The following is a 20,372-nucleotide window of genomic DNA, read 5'->3' on the forward strand; positions in this document are numbered from 1 at the left end:
ATCATTAGAAAGAAAACGTGCTTTAAGATTTTTCTTAGAGCGCGTTTTTAACTTTAAATCCGCTAGATAGCAAAATTTTGAGAGAAGACGGGCACTATGGTTCTACAAAGTTTATTTGCTAAACACGATTTAAAGCTGGAGATTTTTCATGTCGAGTGCTGGACTCAATCAATGGATTGTTAGCGGCAATTTAGCGGCTGATGCAACCGTGAAAACAGTAACGCTTAAAGATGGTAGAGAAGCGAAAGTTGCAGAAGCAACAATCTATGTTCGGAAGTCTCGCAATCGGGAAGAATCTTTTACAGTGTCTTTGAGCATTTGGGAGAAATCGACAGCTTGGCGAGTATTGCCATATTTGAAGAAAGGGTCGTTGATTATTTGTACTGGGGCAGTTGAGCCGAATCCATTCATTTCAAGTAATGGAAATGTTCCAAGAGCAGGATTGCAGATGACTGTTATTGATATTCATCTCGATCAGGTAAAAGAAGAAGAGATGGAAGATGCAGAAGAAGCTGTTGCAGTTCCGGCTTAGAAAAAATAATTTGAAATGAAAAGCGATCGCAGAAGTGCGATCGCTTTTTGCTAGCTTAATACAGACTTACCTCTGCGATAAATCTCACGTGCGTAATCCGTCCATGCTCCTTGTCCCCAATATCGAAAGCAACTTGTTTGAAGCAACAAGTTATAGAGTAAAGCTTCTTGATAATGAGGATGACTAGTATCAATTTGATGAAACAATGCGCTCAGTTCTGTCATCGGTTCTAGAACATTCTCATAGCCTTTTACCCAGCTGAGATCATTTGTCCAAGAAGCTCCATCAATGTGAAAGCGATCGTCATTTTGTTTGAGATTCGCGATCGCTTGCTCTACAGTTTCAGCATGATGATCAACTCGTTGCCAGATTTTGTGTTGTTGGACGGCTTGAACTTTTGGATAGTCGTTGGGGCTAATGCCTGATGCTTCAAGTAGCTCTAAATATTCAGTTCCATTGATTGCAACAATGCCTGAATTGTTATTGCCGGAATCTCGGATTTCGTGGTAAATGCGAAAGAAATCACGCGGATATTCATTCATCATTACGCCGCCATTTTCACCATCAGCAATTTGGGAAACTAAAGATGGAATTTGGGTGTGATTGAGTTGTTGTTTTGCTCGTGTTTTTGCCTCAAAGTAAGGCTGCATTTGAGCCACTAATTTTGTATCTGAACCTTGAGTTTTGATTAATGCAGTAATTGAGATTGTTTCGTGATTTGAATTGCGCGCGACCAGTTGATTAGGAATGTATTTCTGGTCATGAGGTAGGGGCGAACCATCGAGACATTCTACAGAATGTTCTTGGACAAGCAGCCATTGATAACCACATTCTTTTAAGGCTTTAATGTATTGAAAGAGTGTGTCGGGGTGATTTGGGAGGTGCATTTCTGGGGGAGAGAAGCCTCTGACACGCTTGAGAGCCTCGTCGCCGAAGATAGATGCAAAATGATGTTGCCAAGCCTGGATATGGAGTTTCAGGTCAGGAATGGGCGTAGAAGGGACAACGGCATGACTCCACATCGTTCCGAGCCATTCGACGTAGGGTTGAAATTCGCGATCGCAGGTAATTCGCTTGAGATGATTCAAAATGTCGTCACGCCCCATTTGCTGAAATCCCCAGAGGAGATTACCAGAATAGTCGAGCATAATGCGAGGATTGCAGCCTTGAGAAACCAGTTCAGGAATAAATTCTCCTATACGGCTATAGCACCAAGCGAAGGGAGCTGCGTTGTGGTTATCGCCATCGTTTGGATGCTCGAACATATGCTGGAGATTGCTGATCAATTCGCCGTTTCTGCCTGCGGGGATCGTGGGCTGGTGCATGTGGAGGGCACAAGCGAAGGCGGATTGGATAGAGTCAATGCGGAGATTTGTGGTGGGAAGGAAAACGGGATCAGAGGAATAGGAGATTTCCGAACCGCAGATCGGTGGGAAACTAGAGGTCGTCAGCGTGGTTGCCATGGGGAGATCCTTGAGTCTGTAGGGTCAGATCTTAGATCAGACGTTCTCAAAAGAGGTTTAAGTTTTGAGGCGACTTGCAAAAAATCAAGGTTACGTATTGAATAAAGACATCAAAAAATGAATTTTTGTTAACTAGGGGGATAGAAATGTATATTGTGCAAATTGCCTCCGAGTGTGCGCCAGTGATTAAGGCGGGCGGTTTGGGGGACGTGGTTTATGGTCTGAGCCGGGAATTGGAGAATCAAGGGCATTGTGTAGAGTTGATTCTGCCTAAGTATGACTGCATGCGGTACGACCATATCTGGGGGCTGCACGATGCATATCGAGATTTATATGTCCCCTGGTTTGATGGGTGGGTTCATTGTTCGGTGTATTGCGGCTGGGTGCATGGTCGGGTTTGTTTCTTTATTGAGCCGCATTCGGAAGATTTTTACTTCGATCGAGGAGTCTATTACGGTTGCGATGATGACAACATGCGGTTTGCATTCTTTAGCAAAGCGGCATTAGAGTTTTTGCTTCAAAGTAATAAGCGACCCGATGTAATTCATTGTCATGATTGGCAAACGGGCTTGGTTCCGGTGATGCTATTCGAGATTTATAAGTATCACGGAATGGCAAATCAGCGAGTTTGCTATACGATTCATAACTTTAAGCATCAAGGATTTGCGGGGACGCAAGTTCTCGAAGCAGTGCAGTTGAGACGACCTGAATACTATTTCAGCTATGACAAATTGAGAGATAACTTTAATCCGTTTTCGATCAATTTTATGAAAGGTGGAATTGTTTATGCAAATGCAGTAACAACTGTCTCACCTCATCATGCCTGGGAAGCTCGACATACAGATGTGAGCTATGGATTAGGACATACTTTAGAAGTCCATCAAGATAAGTTCTCTGGAATTTTGAATGGATTGGATTATGGCTTCTGGAATCCTGAGAACGATCGATATCTGCCTTATCATTACTCGGCGGAAACATTTGATCAAAAGGCTTATAACAAAAAGGCTCTGCGAGAGCGATTGTTGTTAGAAGATTCAGATAAGCCGATCGTCTGTTTCATTGGACGATTAGATGATCAAAAAGGGGTGCATTTGGTGCATCATTCGATTTACTATGCCTTAGAAAGAGGGGCACAGTATGTTTTATTAGGATCGGCAACGGAGTCGTCGATCGACAAATGGTTCAGACATGAGAAAGAGTTTCTGAATAATAATCCCGATTGTCATATTGAGCTTGGATTCAATGAGGAGTTATCGCACTTAATCTATGCAGGCTCAGATATGATTGTTGTGCCGAGTAACTTTGAGCCTTGTGGTCTGACACAGGTGATCAGTTTGAAGTATGGAACTGTGCCGATTGTTCGAGGCGTGGGAGGGTTGATCAATACGGTATTCGATCATGATTATGATCAAAATCACCCACCTGAAGAGAGAAACGGATTTGTATTCTATGACAAGGATAACTATGCCTTAGAGTCCGCGATGGGACGAGCTTTTGATCTTTGGGGACAGAATCGGCAGGTCTTTAATCAGTTGGCGATTCAGGGAATGAAGTATGACTATTCTTGGACGGAATCAGCTAAAGAGTATGCGGAATTATATAACAATATTCGGCATAAGTAGCAGTTGACAGAGCTGGATAAATTCTGAGAAGCTCCAGTGAATTACAGTTCACTGGAGCTTCTTTGTTTAAGTCATTTACAGGCTAGCTTGCAACTGATCTAGTAGCTTCTCAACATAGGTTAAAGCTCCCCGGATTGTTGCGGGATCTTCAATGTCAACGCCAACATACTGACGCAGTGCAGTCACTTGGTCTAGGCTGCCACCTGCGGCAAGTAGCTCTAAATACCCAGGAATAAAGTCTTTCCCAACTTCGAGATACTTCTGATAACAAGCAAGACTCACAATGTTTGATGCTGTGTACTGATAGCAGTAGAAGGGCTTGAAGTAGATATGTCCGATTCTTGCCCAATCGTATTGATGTTCAGGCAGAACTTCAACTGCATCACCACAAAGAGTTTGATATAATTTCATCCATTCTTGGTTGACAAAGGAGTGATCAAAACTGCTTTGAGCGGCACGTTCATGAACAGCTAGCTCTAGACGGCTAATTGTGCTTTGTCGGAATAATAGATTTAACTGATCTTCAAGTTGTCGTGTGATCAATGATTTCGTCAAAGCCTTATCGTCTTTAGCTTGTTTCAGCAGATAGTCTAGCAACAGCAATTCATTGAATGTTGATGCGATTTCAGCTAGCACCATTGGAGGATTGCTGTTGAAGTAGGTTTGTCGATCGTCAATCCAAGCAAAGTGCAATCCATGACCCATTTCGTGTGCTAGGGTGAACAACGAATTGTAGTCATCGGTGTATGACATCAATAGATAGCTATGTTTGCCGTAGGTGTAGGAACAGAATGCACCACCACGTTTGCCAGGGCGGACTTTTGCATCGACCCAGTTTTTCACGAAGAATTCTTCTGCTCGACGGGCATAGTTCGGATCAAACTGATCTAATGCAGAAAGTAGCGTTTCGACTCCTGTTTTATAGGTGACAGGTGGGGTTGCTTCAGTTCCCCAGGGAGCATAAAGATCGGCTGTGCGGATTTTTTGTCCTAGAGCTTGACCTTTTAGAGTGTAGTAGCGCTGGAAAAGATCAAAGCGATCGCCTGTACCCTGCATAATCGCTCGAAATACAGGTTCAGAAACTTCATCTGCTAGCAGTTGCTTCTGCAAAGTAGACTCATAGCCGCGCATCTGATTTTCGATCTTGTGATCTTGTGCTACGGAATTCAAAATGTAAGCATACAGCGAATTATGCTGTTTCATGACTTTCCGAACAGATTGATAGCCTGCGGTTCGGATTTCTGCGTCGGGGTGATAGAGCAATGCACTCAGTTCTGATTCGGTGCTGACGATGCGACCATCGGGAGTTGTTATAGGTTCGTATTCTTGTTCGCCCAGGTGAACTGATCTCAGTTGGATAAATGCTTGTCGTCCCGTTAAGCTATCTTGATTGCGAGTCTGTTCAACTTCTTCAGAGAGTGTATGGGGTCGATACTTTGCAATGCGATTGAGATAATGCTGATAGGTTGCTAGGATAGGAGCTTTTTGTAGGGTTTCAAATTTGGCAGCATCTAATTTTTGCAGTTCGAGATCAAAGAAAAGAAGCTGGTTTTCAACGCCTGTGAGCGCTTCCATGACTTTATCTAGAAATTGCTTGGCTTCGGTATTGCGGGTGTCGGCGGAGAAGATGAGCGAAGGAAACGCATAGAGATAGCCGGATTTTTCAGCGATCGCTTCTAATGTTTTAAAACACTCTGCTAATTGATCGGCGCTCAAATCTTTCACCTTGCCGCGATGTGCATCCCTAAACTCGCTGGCTTGTTGCTGCAACGACTCTAAATCTTGAGAGAAATTTGGATCGCTGAAGTTTTGATATAAATCAGATAAATCCCATTCTTGTGGATTGTCCAACTGCATCCGGTCAATCGCTTGTGTCATTCCATTAGCTCCTTAAACGGACTCATTATGATTACGCTTTGATTTCGATAGTAACACAGTAATCAATTTTGAACGGGAAGGCATCCGCGTTCTGGGTTATTTCGGTTGGTGATGTTCGTGCCAGTGTCGAGCAATATCAATTCGACGACAGAGCCAAACGCGATCGTGCTGCTGCACATAGTCCAAAAATCGCATCAGTGCAGCGGCTCGTCCAGGTCGTCCAACTAAGCGACAGTGTAAGCCAATGCTCATCATTTTTGGTGCAGTTTCACCTTCTGCATAAAGCACGTCAAACGCATCACGAAGATAGGCAAAAAACTGATCGCCAGAGTTAAACCCTTGAGACGTGGCGAACCGCATATCATTGTTGTCCAACGTATACGGGATGATCAGATGCGGCTTTTGGTCGGTATTGACCCAGTACGGGAGATCATCGGCATAGCTGTCAGAACTGTAGAGAAAGCCGCCTTCCTCAATTACAAGTTTGTCGGTATGCTCGCTGCTGCGCCCGGTGTACCAACCGAGTGGGCGACTGCCTGTGACACGGGTGTGAATGTCGATCGCTAATTTGAGATGCTCTCGTTCAGCTTCTTCTGAGAAGTCTTTGTATTCAATCCAGCGGTACCCATGACTGGCAATCTCCCAATCTGCGGCTTTCATCGCAGCAACGGCTTCGGGATTTCGCTCTAATGCCATAGCGATACCATAGACGGTGACTGGAATTCTGCGTGATGTAAACATGCGATATAACCGCCAAAATCCGGCACGGCTGCCGTATTCGTAACAAGATTCCATATTCATGTGGCGCATTCCCTGGAAGGGAGCCGCGCCAACAATTTCTGACAAGAATGCTTCCGAGGCGGGATCACCGTGGAGGACGCAGTTCTCGCCGCCTTCTTCGTAGTTGATGACAAATTGAACTGCGATTCTGGCTTGATCTTTCCATTGGGGATGGGGTGGATTTTGTCCGTAACCCACGAGATTGCGCGGATATGAATCAGGCATCAGCAATTGACCGATAAAAGTTGCTGATTCAGAAATATAACAAGATCTCGGACGGTATGCAGCATACCAATATCCAAACGATCGCGAATTTCAATGCCAAAGCGATCGTGAAAGTCCTCACATAAGGTACATTCCCAATCGAACCAGCACACCAGAGGAAGTTGAAGATCCTCGGTTAAGCGATCGCTTGGGGTAATTTTTGCGAATTGCAACCCGGAATACGCTTCCATTTGCTGATAAACGAAAATTGCCAGATCTTGAGAAATTGAAAGCGGTTGCCAAAATGAGCGATACCAATCCTCGGATGTGCGAGTGGGGCGAGTTCGCATTGCCTGATTGATCTGTCGTCGAATGCTGAGGTCAGGACTCAGATCGGCGTAGGTTCTGATATTTAGAACGATATTATCTAGCTTGCGCCACATGCTCCCTATTATCCGTTTGCCATCGGTTTGTCTCAGTATTCCCACTCAGAGATCGATTCAAGCTATCGATTTTTTGAGGTTTTACAAAATCTAGGGATTGCATGAAGAATTCCACTTCAACGTGAGAGAAGAGAGAGTTGAGGTTGATGTGATGAAATCTAGATTCCACTTAATTTTAGGAGTGGCAGTCGGGCTGATTGTGCCGCTGCTGGTTTTCGCAAAGGTTGATGAATCTGTGGATCAATCTTGCCAGTTGCAACCGCATGGCAAGGCTTTTATGCGAACAGAGTTATTTTTTGGATTCGCGAAACCCGATCGCTCAGAAGTGACTCAGGTTGAATTTCAGCAATTTGTCGATCGCGTTGTGACTCCGCTATTTCCTGAAGGGCTGACAAGGGTAGCCGCGAAGGGGCAATATCGGAATTCGCAGGGTAAGGTTGTGGCAGAAAACTCTCAACTTTTGACGCTACTGTATCCGATGAATGTTGAGAGTAGCAAGAAGATTGATCAGATTCGAGCCGCTTATAAACAGGCATTTCAGCAAGAATCTGTATTGCGCGTGGATGAGCGATCGTGTGTTTCGTTTTAATGGTCAACTTGATAGTTTAATTTCTGAACGAGTCTCATCTTTATCGGGCATAGCGTTAGAGTTTTACGCGACACGATAGCTCAGAGGCAACGGTTCCGAGGAATCGCGGCTTTTTAGATCAGCGAACAATAGGACGGCTAACTAGCGATTTGGTATTCTCGTCAACAACATGGAATGTAACCGATATGTGGATCTGTGCAAAATGTGAGAGCCTTCAGAGACTACTTTAGTAAACGATTTAGATGATTGGCTCATTTTCAATCCAGTTTGAGTGGGTGAAGTGCGGCAAAGATGAGTCTAATTTTGCTTGATCGTGCTACTCTCTAGATGAGTATCGGTTCTGATGGGAATCAGCCATTAGACGCAAGGGGGAAAGTTCGGTGCAAACCCGACGCTGTCCCGCAACTGTGATAAGAACTGTGTTCTTTGAGTCAGGATGCCCGCCGATGCATAGCGCCTCTTTAAGAGGTATGTCTGTTGTGTTTCATCTGCGAGGTACGGATGATGATGGTTCTTAGTTTCTTAAAACGGATTTGCTTCCCTATTTTGCAGTTCAGGGGAAGTTGATGAGGTTTCAACATTATGATTTGCGATCGCATTTTGATCACTGGCAAGATCTGGTTATTCAGCAGAATTTTTTGCAGATAGGGTTCACTAGCTGGAATGGCTATTTGAGACTAGGGCGAGGACTAGTAACCTGCAAGATTACGAATCGGATCAATGCTTCAATGAATTTGAGTATTGATTCTGTAGTCTTTGAGCAGGAGTTCGTCGCGCAGGCACAAGTCGAGCTATATTTGCGAATGCTTGAAGTTGATAGCCAAGCTGGGGTTGCGATTCACGAGGCAATCGCGACGTATGACCCAACTCAAGCGATCGTGCTTCTGGCGAGACGGGATCGCGAAGTTCAGGTCAGTCTACTGCAAAACCTAAAAGTCTCTCCTGCTGATTGCTATAAACAAGTGCAGCACCGTTGGAGTGAGTTTCAACTAGAAGCCACAGAGCGCAATCGTGCTGAGTGATCACGCTGATTTTATCCAAACCGTTTGAGCAAAATTCATGACCGATGTCCGTTTGACTTCTCCACGTCCTCGTTGGACTGTAATTACTGTTGTTGTTTTCTTGCATTTAGGAGCCTTACTTGCACTGTCTCCCGCTTATTTTAGTTGGTCAGCCGTTGGAGTTGCTCTATTCTTGCATTGGCTGACGATCGGACTAGGAATCTCTTTAGGATTCCACCGATTAGCAACGCATCGCAGTTTCAAAACGGTCAAATGGTTAGAATACTTCTTTATCTTGTGTGGCACATTGGCAGGTCAAGGAGCCGTGAAGGGTTGGGTCGGCTATCATCGAATGCACCATTTGTTTGCCGATCGTACGGGTGATCCACATGATTCGACTCAGGGATTTTGGTGGAGTCATATCAGTTGGCTGATGCACGAGGTTCCATCTCATTCAGAACTGCATCGATTCACTCAAGATATTGCTCATGATTCGTTTTATCAGTTTTGCCACAAGCACTACATTGCTTTACAGATTGCATTAGCTGTTTTGCTTTATGGTCTCGGTGGAATGCCCTTCGTAGTCTGGGGCATTTTTGCGCGATTGTTTGTTGGCTTTCACAGTACGTGCTTTGTCAATAGTGCATGTCATACTTTTGGCTATCGGAACTATGCGGTCAATGATCGATCGACGAATTGCTGGTGGGCAGCATTGCTGACTTTCGGAGAAGGATGGCACAACAATCATCATGCTTATCAAGCTTCGGCGCAGTTTGGCAAGCGCTGGTGGGAAGTGGATCTGATATGGTTGACGATTCGACTGTTGGAGAAATTGAAACTTGCAAAAAACGTCAAGACTGCTCATCTGGTAGAGTATTGAATCTCACACAACTAATTTCCAATATTCAAATCGACAAAAGCCCATACCCGTTCCAGAACAAGCATTTACCTTGTGATGTGAATCTTCCAGCCATCGCGCTTCGATGCGATCGCTCTCGCTTGTGAATCAGGTTCAAGAGCGATCGCAGTTCTCCTAATCTTTCAGTGTTGCAACACAGTCGATCTCAACCAAAACATCTTTTGGCAAGCGAGCGACTTCCACACAAACTCTTGCGGGTGCAGTTGCTTCATCAAAATATTTGGCATAGACCGCATTCATTGCCGCAAAATCGTTCATGTCTTTCAAGCAGACCATGGTTTTGACAACATCATCGAGCGACGAACCAGCCGCTTCTAAGATGGCTTTCAAACTGGTCATGGCTCGTTCGGTTTGAGCCGCAACATCGCCAGCACCGACAATTTCACCCGTCTGCGGATCGAGTGAGATTTGACCTGCGACAAAGACTAAACCTTGAGCCACGATCGCTTGATTGTAAGGACCAACCGGAGCCGGAGCCGCATCAGTCCGAATTACTTTTTTCATAATCTTGGGCGCATTCCATAATTTCTGTACTGTAAATAATCGTGCAAAATGCGATCGTGATCAAAACATAAATTCTCAGGGATCTCCCAAATCTCGACAATCCGCACATTTTTGGCATCATCACCTGCTTTGGGTTCGCCCTTGGCAGTGGCAATGTACGCAATGCTCATCGTATGTTGGCGCGCATCTCGATCGGGATCAGAATAAACTCCCAGTAAATCAATGAGTTCAATGTGCAGTCCAGTTTCTTCTTCGGCTTCAAGATGTGCGGTTTTCTCAGCCGAATTTCCGTAATCGATGAAACCGCCGGGAATTGCCCATCCATGTGGGGGATTGAGGCGTTCGATCAGCACGATTGGGCGATGGGGGCGATCAATGAGTTCGATGATAATGTCAACGGTGGGAGCAGGATTGCGATGAGCCATAAAAAATTACGATTTCCGAATTAATCTTGATTCTTCTTGCGGTGGATTTTGTCCTCTCCGCCTCATGTTACAGTTCTCACAGCCTTTTCCTGCTAGATTACTATGCCTTTAATGCGATCAAGTGGCGTTTTGCTGCATCCTACCTGCTTTCCCGGTCGATTTGGAATCGGAGAACTAGGAGCCGAAGCTCATCGATTTATTGAGTTTCTTGTGCAGAGTGGACAGCAATATTGGCAAGTGTTGCCATTAGGTCCTACGGGATATGGAAATTCTCCCTATGCATCTTATTCATCAATGGCAGGCAATCCGTTGTTGATTAGTTTAGAGGCGTTGCGCGATCGCGGCTTGCTAGAAGAATCGGATTTTGCGAATGCTGATGGATTTTGGATCGATTGTGTGGATTTCGATCGCGTCTATGCGTTCAAGGCTCCGTTATGGCGAAAGGCTTGCGATGCCTTTAAACATCAGAGTGATGAACAGCGCGATTTTGCCGATTTTTGTACAAGAAAAGCCTTCTGGTTAGAAGACTATGCGTTGTTCATGGCACTGAAGCATGAGAACGGCGGCAAGAGTTGGTATGAGTGGGAACCCGAATTGATGCAGTCGAAACCGGATGCGATCGAAGCTGCTCGAATCCGACTGCAAGAAGAAATTTACTACCAGAAATTTCTTCAATACGAGTTTTTCAAACAGTGGGTGGCGCTGAAAGAACATGCCAACGAAAATGGTGTGCAAATTATTGGAGATATTCCCATTTATGTTGCACATGATAGTGCGGATGTTTGGGCAAACTCGGAGAACTTTCGGCTTGATCCTGAGACCGGACATCCTGAACTGATGGCAGGTGTACCACCAGATTATTTTAGTGCAACAGGACAGCTTTGGGGTAATCCTATCTATGACTGGAACTATCTGGAATCGACAGATTTCAAGTGGTGGGTGCAGCGATTTGAAGCCATGTTAGATCTGGTGGACTGGATTCGGATTGATCATTTTCGTGGGCTTGAGGCTTATTGGGCAGTTCCGCAAGGTGAAGAGACAGCGATGAATGGGAACTGGATCGAAGCGCCAGGAGATCAGTTCTTTCAGATGCTCAATACGAAGTTAGGAAAGCTACCGATCTTGGCAGAAGATTTAGGTGTGATTACACCGGAAGTAGAAGCATTACGGGATAAGTATGAGTTTCCAGGCATGAAGATTCTTCACTTTGCTTTTGGGTCTGATCCGGGCAATCCTTATCTGCCATTTAACTATCCTCGTAATTGTGTCGTGTATACAGGTACGCACGATAACGATACAACGATCGGCTGGTATGAGCAGCTTTCAGACTATGAGCGGGGCAATCTTTGGAACTATATGGGCTGTATCGGACAGCAGGGAATTCATTGGGATTTGATTCGAGTCGCCATGAGTTCGGTTGCAGTTCTGTCGATCATCCCAATGCAAGATTTAATGGGGTTGGGGGCGAATACCAGAATGAATGTTCCGGGCCAGGCAGAGGGGAATTGGGGTTGGCGCTATCGATCGGAGATGTTGAATGACGAGATTCGCGATCGATTCGCAAGTTTGACGCATCTATTTGGGCGTGCACCTCACCGGAAGCGAGATTAACTCAAAATGTAAATTGAAGAACAGTAATGATGGTTCTCTAGTTTTCTACAATTTTCTGATAGGGTCAGCAACACGCATCAAGCTCTACAAATTGTTTTTCTAGTAATCATTACTGTCTCAATGATGATACAGACTATTCTGCTGATTGAAGATCATGCTGCGCTTCGAGCGAATTTGGCAGAGATGCTTGAGTTAGAAGGCTATCGAGTGATTGAAGCAGAAGATGGAAGCTCAGGAATCAAACTGGCAACGGAGGAACGCCCAAACCTGATTGTTAGTGATTTCGAGTTGCCTATTTTTGATGGATTTGATGTGTTGAGATTGCTCCGTCAAAATCTGGAAACCATGAATATTCCAATCTTGTTTTTAACCGGAGCAGTTGAGAATAACGATCGCTTGAAAATCCTCAAAGATCGAGGAGAAAAGTATCTATCTAAACCTTGCGCTCTCAGTAAGGTACTAGCAGAGATTAGGGAATGCTTATCTTAAGTTTCAGAATTGAATTCGTGATGAACAATGACACAATGTAACATTGCGTTCAGCATGAGCGATCAGTTCTCTAGTTTTTCACACTATTTCTCTATCGTTCTTTGATGTAGCAAACTTTATCATCAGATGTCAGTATGCTGAGATGAGCATGATTCGAGTTCAATCATTGATGACCGAAGTTTAGTCTAATCGTTTGAGGAATAATATGACAGTGCAGCTTATTTTCTTAGGACTTGAGACTGCGAGTGTGAATACACAGGCAGCAATCTTATCGAAACAACTCGGGATTCCCCATATCTCGATGATCCATTTGTTTTCGCAGTTTATGCGCGATCGCTTGTGCAGCGATCTGCAAGCCATCCTCCCTTCCGATACGATCTCGCCTGATACAGAAAAGCTGGCAATGCTGGAAGTCCGTTTGCGGCAATCTGATACTCGTCAGGGTTGGATTCTCACGGACTTTCCTCAGTGCTTTACTCAAGCGCAATCTCTGCACCTTCTGCTTGAATATATGGGCTATTCACAGCCTCAAGCACTTTATCTCAGTCTTACAAAACATGATTTATTAGAGCGATTATCGGCTGATCAATTAGCGTGGAATCAACGGCTGCTTTCTCCTGTTATCGAGTACTACCAGGAACTAGACTGCTTAATGATGGTTGATGCGAATACAACTCCCTCAATTATTAATGAAAAAATTCTGGATAGATTGCAAATTACGATATTGGCTTAGCGAAACAAGCTGCTTGGATCTCAACTGGCTTGGAACTCGGAGAATGTTACAAATCTTGCTTGTGGTTTGAACCAATTTAAACAGGTTTCTAAGCGATCGAGTAAGGCTAATCCATGGTCTAAACCTTCAGCCGATGCTTTGAATTTTATTGTTTTATCTAACGGTTGCCCGTACTCTTCTGGAACATCAAACCCTTCAACATCAAAGCTCAAAAGAATTAACTTATCCATCTCTCTGCAACCGCGTTCCCGTATTATACTGACGAGCGTGATTTCCACGGTGAGATATGGCGCAAGAGCAAAAAGACCAGGAGCATCCTTTGTGGAAGAGCGATCGTGAAATTGTCGATTCTCTACTGACGGGCGAAGCAACGGATTGGAATCTCGCAGAATTAGCCCGCTTGAGAATTCGCTATAACGGTTTCCCAGGGGCACGCGATATTCAAGCAGACTTAGATACAGTTCTCAAACAGTGGAACTTAACGGAGGATGCTTTGTTTGAAAAAACTCGCCACATTCATGTAGAGACGAAGCCTTATAAGGGGCGTGGCGCGAAGCGGGATGATTGGAGCTAGAAAGAAGTGGGGAGTGGGGAAGAAACAATCTCTACTCCCTACTCCCCACTCCCCACTTAGTAGGCATTCACTGCCAACGCAGAATTCAGACGCAAATTCAAATCAGACTGATTGACTGAAATCACCTGATTGCGATTTCGTCCAAGCAATAAGCCACCTAAAGCACCTGCACCCGTACCGATTAGAACTTTGCCCAACGTGATCCGACGATTCCCGGTGATGCCAGAGATAATCGCTGCTGCACCTGAACCGATTGCAGCTCCCTTCAGAATTGCATCTGTACTCACCCCTCGACGAATTTCTTCAGTCCGAGTGACTAAATCTGTTTGACCATTCAGTGCCACCTGATTGCCATTATTCAAAATCAAGGTATTTGCGACAAAGCGAGTTCCACCATCGGCAGGCTGAAACTCTCCTTTCACTTGGCTACCTGCTGGAATCAACAGGGTTCCATTCGAGGTGCGAATATTATTGGGAACAGTTAACGTAATCGGAAGGCGTTCATTCGGGGCAACCAAAATTTTCTCAGCATCTCGGTAAGCCAAGCGCAACGTTGTGCCTGCCGGAATTCGGAATGCACCTGTCGTTTGCGTCGGTGACGAGGGAGATGAGGGGAAAAGCTGCGCGACTTTCATTGGAGCAGGAGTAGCAGCGATCGCGTCTTTCGCAAATACGATCGGAGCGGCTCCAGTCGCCGTTACACCGATCGTCAGTGCGAGCGCAGTGCTAGTTTGCAATTTCTTCAAGTTCAACATAGATTTTTGTCCTTCAAGTCCGAGTCTAACGGCGATACTTTCAATGACTTTGCCGCCAGAGATAAGGTTCCTCATCTTAAAAATTAGAATTTGCGATCGCAAAAAAGTCCTATCTCAGGTCAGAGATTCAGGCTTTTTTCATTCATACTCAAATGTAAGAAGCTGAATCTAAAATTGCCATGAGCGCTGAAATTCCCCCCGATAAGATCGAACTGCCCGATTTGTATCCTTGGGATCAAGGAAGCGATGTTATGCAACTGCAAGCCTTATTGAGAGCACATGGATTTAACCTGAGAATCGATGGAGATTTTGGGAGTCGGACTGAAACAGCAGTTCGATCGTTTCAACATCGACATGGATTGAGAATTGATGGTGTGGTGGGTAAACAGACGTGGTCTGTACTCAACACAGACCTAGAACCAGGCACACGGCTCTTAAAACTGGGCTGTATTGGGACAGATGTGGCTGAACTTCAAGGACTCTTGTTAGTTCATGGCTTCGATGTTGACCGAAATCAGGTTTACGATGCTGCGACAGAAGCTGCGGTTCGACAATTTCAGCAGCGCTCCAGATTACGAGAGACGGGCATTGTGGATGATATAACTTGGACTTTTCTGAGAGGTCGAGGACTTCCTACGATGCCTCGCAAGCAGAATCGCTGGCTTAACAATCCGCGCAAGTGGTGGTGACTTTTGACTTGCCTTTGACACAATGAACACCTAGTAGTGGATTGTTCTCAAGAGGTACTGATGGCGTTTTCACAAGCTTTTTTGGAATGGGAGCAAGCAACCCGACAGGAAGGACGACAGGAAGGACGACAGGAAGGGCGGCAAGAAGGGCAAAGAACGCTGATTCTGCGTCTCTTGACTCGACAAGTCGGAAATTTATCAGAAGAAACGCGATCGCAAATTAACACTCTATCGATCGAACAACTTGAAGCGTTAGCTGATGCTCTACTCGACTTTTCAACCGTAACTGATTTAGAAACCTGGTTGCTCAATCACGGTTGAGCAGGACATTTAGAGAGACTCCCTGAGTAGAATGGAGCGCTCGTCAAAGAATAACCGGAATCGCTATGATCAGAGGCGAAGTGAGTCGATGACGATGCTAGGGGGATTCGGTTCGATGCTGACGGCAGGACAGACGCTGTACGATCGCTATCAACTCCAAGAGAAATTAGGACAGAGTGCTGGACGACAGACTTGGCTTGCACTGGATTTGAACGCTCAGTCTGAGCCGATTGTGCTCAAACTCCTGGCATTTGGTGCAGAGATGCAGTGGGAAGATTTGAAACTGTTTGAGCGCGAATCCCAAGTCTTACGTCAGATTGATCATCCTCGGATTCCGAAATGTCGAGACTCTTTTTCGATCGACGATCGCATTCTTTGGTTTGGCTTAGTCCAGGATTATATTCCAGGCACTTCGCTCAAAGAGTTGGTGCAGGATGGAAAACGATTTACAGAAGAAGAAGTGCGAAAATTCGCGATCGCAGTTCTAGAAATTTTGCGCGATTTGCATCAATTAAATCCTCCGCTTCTGCATCGCGATATCAAACCTAGTAATTTGATTTTGGGAAAAGATGAGCAGATTTATTTAATTGATTTTGGGGCAGTTCAGGATCATGTTCCGATTGAAGGTGGAACCTTTACAGTTGTTGGAACCTACGGCTATACGCCGATCGAACAATTTGGTGGTCGGGCTGTTGCTGCTTCGGATCTCTACGCATTAGGGACAACTTTGATTCATCTGTTGACGGGAACTGCACCTGCGGATTTGCCCCAGCGATATCTGAAATTGCAATGGCGCGATCGTGTCACTTTGACCCCTGCTTTTGCAGATTGGATTGATCGCCTGTCTCATCCTGATGTCGAACAACGATTTCAAACCGCAAATGAAGCGATTCAGGCACTCCATTTAGCGGGAGAATCTGCATTTGGTGCAGTGGAGCGTCCTAAAAATACGCGAGTTCAACTTCAGCGATCGAAAAAACGCTTAGAAATTGTCATCCCACAGCAAAATCAACAAGAAGAATCAGTTTTTGAGATGTTCGGCTTACTGATGGCAGGAGTCGCACTGCCTGCTCTGATGTTCTCGCTGCCGATGTTTATGATGCTGCTCGTTTTTGGGGTAATGAGCGCATCTGTCTGGGTTTTACTATTTGCCTTGATTGTATTTTTGATTTTTATTAGTCCATCGTTTCAGCGAACTTACGTCAAGTTCGATCGCAAAGAATTTGCAGTCGAAACCCAGCGATTTCGAGCGATGAGCAATCGAATGACGGGCAAGACTCGCCATATTCGAGATGTGCGCCGGGATAATGGCAAAATTACGATTACTTCAGGACCGTATCGGGATGGATATCACTTGCATCAATTTGGAGAGGAGCTAACTGATTTTGAGCAAGCTTGGGTGTTGAAAGAAATTCGATCGTGGTTAAAGCTCAAAGCAGAGTAAAAAACATTCTGGAACTTGTAGGGATGGGATGGTATCTAGCAAACGTCAAGCACTTTGCCCAAAATCGTTTATGTCTCGATCCATTCATCCCTGGCTTCTCCTGAGTATTTTTACATTGATTGCTCCCACTTTTTTAGTCGTCACACGACATCTAGTAGCACCTCATCCAGCTTCTGCTCAGCCTGCTTCGATAACTTGTAATCCTAATGAACAATTAGAAAGCAAGCTTGCAACTTTGACCAATCAAGCGCGTGAAGCTTTGGATCGACAAGATGCCGAAACAGCAGGCACAGCCTTACAAGAAGCAATTACGATCGCGCAGCAAGTAAAAAATACTCCTTTTCAAGCCGATTTAGTTCAATCCTGGTTAATCGAGCCTTATAACGGCTTCCCAACGTTACGGATTATTCAACTCAATCAGCAGCTCAAATCTCCACAAAAATCGCGCGCGTTACTTGAGCAGTTTCTAACCCTGACGAATCGTCTTCCATCTGCAAATAGTGCGGAGAAAGCTCGTGCTTTTGTTGCGATCGCACGTCAATATGCAGCACTCAAACAACTGCGAATTGCCAATAACTTAATGGCACGATCGCGGCAACTCGAACCTCAAATCAAAGCACCAGACTTACGTGCGATCGCGCTTATCGAGATGGCAGAAGCCTATGCTGAACTATCACAGCCTCAAGTTGCACAAACTACGCTTGCTCAGGTTGAGAAAGTTGTACCTCGGCTTGCAGTTGAAGAATCGAATCGAATTGTAGAACGCGCTGCTGTAACCTATGCGCGAATCGGCAACTATCTGAAAGCACAACAGACTTTAGAGCGCTTGTCGAAAGTTCCAGAAGCTTTTGCAAACACTCAAGAAAGCATCGTGCAAGCTTATCTGAGCAATGGTAAATTGGCGGATGCCGAAAAACTAGCTCAATCAATCTCTGCAATTCCTCAAAAAGTTTCTGCTTTAGCAAAAGTTGCGATCGCTTATCGTAAAACCCCAAGTCAATCTACTTCACTCTTCCGCCAAGCTACAACGCTTGCTCAATCTGTAGAAGATCCCTATCAGAAAGATACATTGCTGCAAAAGCTTGTCGAAGCCTATGTACAAGCTGAACAGTTAGACGCAGCATTGCAGCTTGCAAAATCAGTAAAAAATCTCCGCACCGACACGTTGAAGTCAGTAGTTGTAGCTCATCAAGAAGCTGGCAAAACCGCTCAAGCTAAAGCCCTCTTGTCTCAGCAGCTTGTAGCAATTAAAGCACTCAACGATTCTTGGGAACAAAGAGGTCAAGTCTGGACTGTAATTGAAATCGCGATCGCTGCCAATCAGTTTGACTGGATTCGCGAAGACTGGGCACAAATTTCGTCGATCGACTACGGTTTAATCGATTGGCAAATTATACAAATCGCAAAGGCTTATGCCCAAACAGGTCAACATTCTCAAGCAGCAGAATGGGTACGCAAATTGCCTTTAGAGAATCGTCCTTTGGAGCAGATTAGAGCACTGTCTGCGATCGCGCTCGTCACGGCTCAAGCTGGCAACTCTACCCTCGCCAATCAAATGCTTGAGCAAGCCTTACAAACGATTGAACCGCTCGATAAAGCTTATCGCGAGAGAATCAACCGTGAAGGCGGCGATCTCTTCAGTCTTGAACGCTTTAAACCCACTGCTTTAGCTAGTATTGCTTTGGTTTATTCTCAAACGCAGCAGCCTGAAAAAGCTCGCCAACTTCTTCAGCAAGTGGTTGCTTTTAGTTCAAAGATTGATGATCCCTCGATCGCATCTTTTACAGACAATCCTTTTGCTCAATTCATTGAAGCGAAACAATATTTAGGCGCATTGCAAATTGCGGAAGGAACTGCATTCCCAGAGGTGAAAAGTGCTCACCTACAAACTAGCGCGTTGGGATTGCTCACGATCAATCGGTTTGATTTAGTCCAACCGATCGCGAATCAGACAACAGAACCTGTGAGTAAAACGCAGCTTTTACTTGCGATCGCACAACGTTATACCGAGCTAAATCAATCTCAAAAAGCCGTGTCTTACCTTGCTCAAGCTTTCCAAGTTGCCCAAACGATTCCTGGAGAGGAATCGCAATTCGATCGCCTCGGTACAGATGGCGGTACTGTGATTCCGATCGAAACGGATCGTGGCAGTATGTTAGAAGCGATCGCGATTCAATATGCTCGCGTGAATCGGATGTCTGAAGCGATGAAAGTTGCGAACACGTTGAAAGAAAAAGCGACTCGTGACGAGGCAATTCAGAAAGCCCGCTGTGCAAGAACAACTTCGATGCGCGCTTGACAATGTGCCTACCTAAAGTGGTAGAAGATAAGGGCTAAATAATCCATCAGATTGATCATGCCCAAACCATTTTCTCTCGTTGTCCTGAGTACCCTTCTGTGTGCTGCACTGCCGCAGATCGCGAATGCGGAGACAGTCATGCAGAAGGTCGCTCGATCGGGAGTTTTGGTTGCAGGAACCAGCAGTGAAGCGATTCCATTTGCTTATCAAAATCGACAAGGCAAACTAGTCGGATATTCCGTCGATATGCTGGAATTAATTCGATCTCAGATGGAAAAAGAAACAGGCAAGAAAGTTCAATTGAAATTAGTTGCGTTACCGCCTTCGGATCGCGTCAAAAAGGTCGCCGATCGACAAGTGGATATCGTCTGTGATTTCAGTAGCTTTACTTGGGCGCGCAATCGACAGGTTGATTTTTCGCTGGTGTATGCGACGACGGGCACTCAACTTGCGGTCAAAAAATCAAGCAATTTAGGTACTCCAGAAGCCTTTAATGGCAAGCGTATCGGAGTGTTGCCGGGCACGACTAATGAGCTAGCAGTACAACGAAAATTACCGAAGGCAAAACCTGTCTATTTTCAAACTTGGGAACAAGGCTATCAAGCTTTGGAGAAAGGGACGATCGATGCGTTCGCCGCAGATAGTATTTTACTAGAAGCGCGATTAGCTGGAAAAATCAACCAGTACAACATTTTGCCGGACAGTCCATTATCTCAAGAAGGGATTGCTTGTATGGTTCCTGAAGATAACTCTAGGTTTCTGGATACGGTAAATTATGCTTTGTATCGCTACATGCAAGGCTTTGTGCGCGGAGAACCCAAATCAGTACAAATCTTCGATCGCTGGTTTGGTGCAAATGGAGCATTTCCATTAACAAGAGACATGCGAGATATTGCTGTTCAAACGATGCAGCTTGTTGTTGAATCGCGGGAAGAGATTCCGGCGGATGCAAAGTAGTTTGTCGATCGTGTGAATTTTTCGGAGTGGGTAGATGGGGAGAACCCAGACTAAATTGCTTCCTATCTCCCTATCTGATTGATTGTGGTGAACGAGTAACCTTCTCGAAGATTTACCACTCATGCTCTGAAGCAAAAAGC

The 20,372-nt window shown here is 45.1% G+C and carries 22 protein-coding genes and 1 riboswitch; of the genes, 14 read left to right on the plus strand and 8 right to left on the minus strand.

Translation table 11 applies throughout. The annotated features are described in order from the left end of the window. Positions 1-148 precede the first annotated feature (148 nt). Entirely contained in the window at positions 149-532 is a 384-nt protein-coding gene (locus OU814_RS00005) for a single-stranded DNA-binding protein (RefSeq protein WP_268179516.1), read from the plus strand. Between the two features lie 50 nt (positions 533-582). Here the strand turns inward: OU814_RS00005 and OU814_RS00010 are convergent, their stop codons facing one another. Beyond that, the gene (locus OU814_RS00010) at positions 583-1,995 is read right to left on the minus strand and encodes a glycosyl hydrolase family 57 (RefSeq protein WP_268179518.1); all 1,413 of its coding nucleotides are present in this window, start codon (positions 1,993-1,995) and stop codon (positions 583-585) included. A gap of 146 nt (positions 1,996-2,141) precedes the next feature. Between OU814_RS00010 and glgA the strand changes: the two genes are divergently transcribed. After that, positions 2,142-3,617, plus strand: coding sequence for a glycogen synthase GlgA (glgA, locus tag OU814_RS00015; RefSeq protein WP_268179520.1), 1,476 nt, complete (start codon positions 2,142-2,144; stop codon positions 3,615-3,617). Positions 3,618-3,692: 75 nt separating this feature from the next. On the opposite strand, the gene OU814_RS00020 is transcribed toward glgA, so the two are convergent. The 3 genes from OU814_RS00020 to OU814_RS00030 all read right to left on the minus strand — a co-directional run bounded on the left by OU814_RS00020 (position 3,693) and on the right by OU814_RS00030 (position 6,922). Beyond that, positions 3,693-5,495 (minus strand): M3 family oligoendopeptidase, encoded by a 1,803-nt coding sequence (locus OU814_RS00020; protein ID WP_268179522.1) that lies wholly within the window; start codon positions 5,493-5,495, stop codon positions 3,693-3,695. A 96-nt stretch (positions 5,496-5,591) separates the two neighbouring features. After that, positions 5,592-6,500 carry an allantoinase PuuE gene (puuE, locus tag OU814_RS00025; protein ID WP_268179524.1) on the minus strand — a complete coding sequence of 303 codons (909 nt, stop codon included), beginning with the start codon at positions 6,498-6,500 and terminating at the stop codon, positions 5,592-5,594. Further along, a complete protein-coding gene (locus tag OU814_RS00030) occupies positions 6,500-6,922 on the minus strand; it encodes a hypothetical protein (RefSeq protein ID WP_268179526.1) in 423 nt (140 codons plus the stop codon). The genes puuE and OU814_RS00030 overlap by 1 nt, the downstream gene beginning before the upstream one ends. Before the next feature lie 151 nt (positions 6,923-7,073). Here OU814_RS00030 and OU814_RS00035 point away from each other — a divergent pair, with 151 nt between their 5' ends. The 3 genes from OU814_RS00035 to OU814_RS00045 all read left to right on the plus strand — a co-directional run bounded on the left by OU814_RS00035 (position 7,074) and on the right by OU814_RS00045 (position 9,392). Beyond that, positions 7,074-7,511: a DUF3574 domain-containing protein gene (locus OU814_RS00035; protein WP_199329389.1), complete on the plus strand. Its 438-nt coding sequence runs from the start codon at positions 7,074-7,076 to the stop codon at positions 7,509-7,511. Positions 7,512-7,829: 318 nt separating this feature from the next. Further along, positions 7,830-7,973: riboswitch (cobalamin riboswitch) on the plus strand. A gap of 104 nt (positions 7,974-8,077) precedes the next feature. After that, positions 8,078-8,533, plus strand: coding sequence for a hypothetical protein (locus tag OU814_RS00040; RefSeq protein WP_268179530.1), 456 nt, complete (start codon positions 8,078-8,080; stop codon positions 8,531-8,533). A gap of 37 nt (positions 8,534-8,570) precedes the next feature. After that, positions 8,571-9,392 carry an acyl-CoA desaturase gene (locus tag OU814_RS00045; protein ID WP_017291172.1) on the plus strand — a complete coding sequence of 274 codons (822 nt, stop codon included), beginning with the start codon at positions 8,571-8,573 and terminating at the stop codon, positions 9,390-9,392. 153 nt (positions 9,393-9,545) lie between these two features. Here OU814_RS00045 and OU814_RS00050 read toward each other — a convergent pair whose 3' ends face one another. Both OU814_RS00050 and OU814_RS00055 read right to left on the minus strand, forming a co-directional pair. After that, a complete protein-coding gene (locus OU814_RS00050; RefSeq protein WP_017291171.1) occupies positions 9,546-9,935 on the minus strand; it encodes a RidA family protein in 390 nt (129 codons plus the stop codon). Then, a complete protein-coding gene (locus tag OU814_RS00055) occupies positions 9,932-10,360 on the minus strand; it encodes an NUDIX domain-containing protein (RefSeq protein ID WP_017291170.1) in 429 nt (142 codons plus the stop codon). The genes OU814_RS00050 and OU814_RS00055 overlap by 4 nt, the downstream gene beginning before the upstream one ends. A 102-nt stretch (positions 10,361-10,462) precedes the next feature. Between OU814_RS00055 and malQ the strand changes: the two genes are divergently transcribed. The 3 genes from malQ to OU814_RS00070 all read left to right on the plus strand — a co-directional run bounded on the left by malQ (position 10,463) and on the right by OU814_RS00070 (position 13,193). Next, positions 10,463-11,971, plus strand: coding sequence for a 4-alpha-glucanotransferase (gene malQ, locus OU814_RS00060; RefSeq protein WP_268179537.1), 1,509 nt, complete (start codon positions 10,463-10,465; stop codon positions 11,969-11,971). Positions 11,972-12,091: 120 nt separating this feature from the next. After that, the gene (locus OU814_RS00065) at positions 12,092-12,460 is read left to right on the plus strand and encodes a response regulator (RefSeq protein WP_268179539.1); all 369 of its coding nucleotides are present in this window, start codon (positions 12,092-12,094) and stop codon (positions 12,458-12,460) included. A 205-nt stretch (positions 12,461-12,665) separates the two neighbouring features. Further along, on the plus strand, positions 12,666-13,193 hold the full coding sequence (locus OU814_RS00070) for a nucleoside monophosphate kinase (protein WP_017291167.1): 528 nt from the start codon (positions 12,666-12,668) through the stop codon (positions 13,191-13,193). Positions 13,194-13,213: 20 nt separating this feature from the next. Here the strand turns inward: OU814_RS00070 and OU814_RS00075 are convergent, their stop codons facing one another. Beyond that, the gene (locus tag OU814_RS00075; protein ID WP_017291166.1) at positions 13,214-13,423 is read right to left on the minus strand and encodes a hypothetical protein; all 210 of its coding nucleotides are present in this window, start codon (positions 13,421-13,423) and stop codon (positions 13,214-13,216) included. 56 nt (positions 13,424-13,479) lie between these two features. On the opposite strand from OU814_RS00075, the gene OU814_RS00080 reads away from it, so the two are divergent. After that, on the plus strand, positions 13,480-13,767 hold the full coding sequence (locus OU814_RS00080) for a DUF3288 family protein (RefSeq protein WP_017291165.1): 288 nt from the start codon (positions 13,480-13,482) through the stop codon (positions 13,765-13,767). Between the two features lie 56 nt (positions 13,768-13,823). Here the strand turns inward: OU814_RS00080 and OU814_RS00085 are convergent, their stop codons facing one another. Beyond that, the gene (locus OU814_RS00085; RefSeq protein ID WP_017291164.1) at positions 13,824-14,522 is read right to left on the minus strand and encodes a hypothetical protein; all 699 of its coding nucleotides are present in this window, start codon (positions 14,520-14,522) and stop codon (positions 13,824-13,826) included. Between the two features lie 179 nt (positions 14,523-14,701). Here OU814_RS00085 and OU814_RS00090 point away from each other — a divergent pair, with 179 nt between their 5' ends. The 5 genes from OU814_RS00090 (at position 14,702) to OU814_RS00110 (ending at position 20,232) form a co-directional block, all read left to right on the plus strand. Then, positions 14,702-15,211, plus strand: coding sequence for a peptidoglycan-binding domain-containing protein (locus OU814_RS00090; protein WP_190649741.1), 510 nt, complete (start codon positions 14,702-14,704; stop codon positions 15,209-15,211). Between the two features lie 60 nt (positions 15,212-15,271). Further along, positions 15,272-15,532: a DUF4351 domain-containing protein gene (locus OU814_RS00095; protein ID WP_268179543.1), complete on the plus strand. Its 261-nt coding sequence runs from the start codon at positions 15,272-15,274 to the stop codon at positions 15,530-15,532. Positions 15,533-15,620: 88 nt separating this feature from the next. Continuing rightward, entirely contained in the window at positions 15,621-16,976 is a 1,356-nt protein-coding gene (locus tag OU814_RS00100; protein WP_268179545.1) for a serine/threonine protein kinase, read from the plus strand. A gap of 70 nt (positions 16,977-17,046) precedes the next feature. Continuing rightward, a complete protein-coding gene (locus OU814_RS00105; RefSeq protein ID WP_268179547.1) occupies positions 17,047-19,275 on the plus strand; it encodes a hypothetical protein in 2,229 nt (742 codons plus the stop codon). A 57-nt stretch (positions 19,276-19,332) separates the two neighbouring features. Continuing rightward, a complete protein-coding gene (locus OU814_RS00110) occupies positions 19,333-20,232 on the plus strand; it encodes an amino acid ABC transporter substrate-binding protein (protein ID WP_190649734.1) in 900 nt (299 codons plus the stop codon). Positions 20,233-20,372: the final 140 nt, after the last annotated feature.

Origin of the sequence: Leptolyngbya sp. GGD (genome assembly GCF_026735145.1) — a bacterium.
GTDB lineage: Bacteria > Cyanobacteriota > Cyanobacteriia > Leptolyngbyales > Leptolyngbyaceae > Leptolyngbya > Leptolyngbya boryana.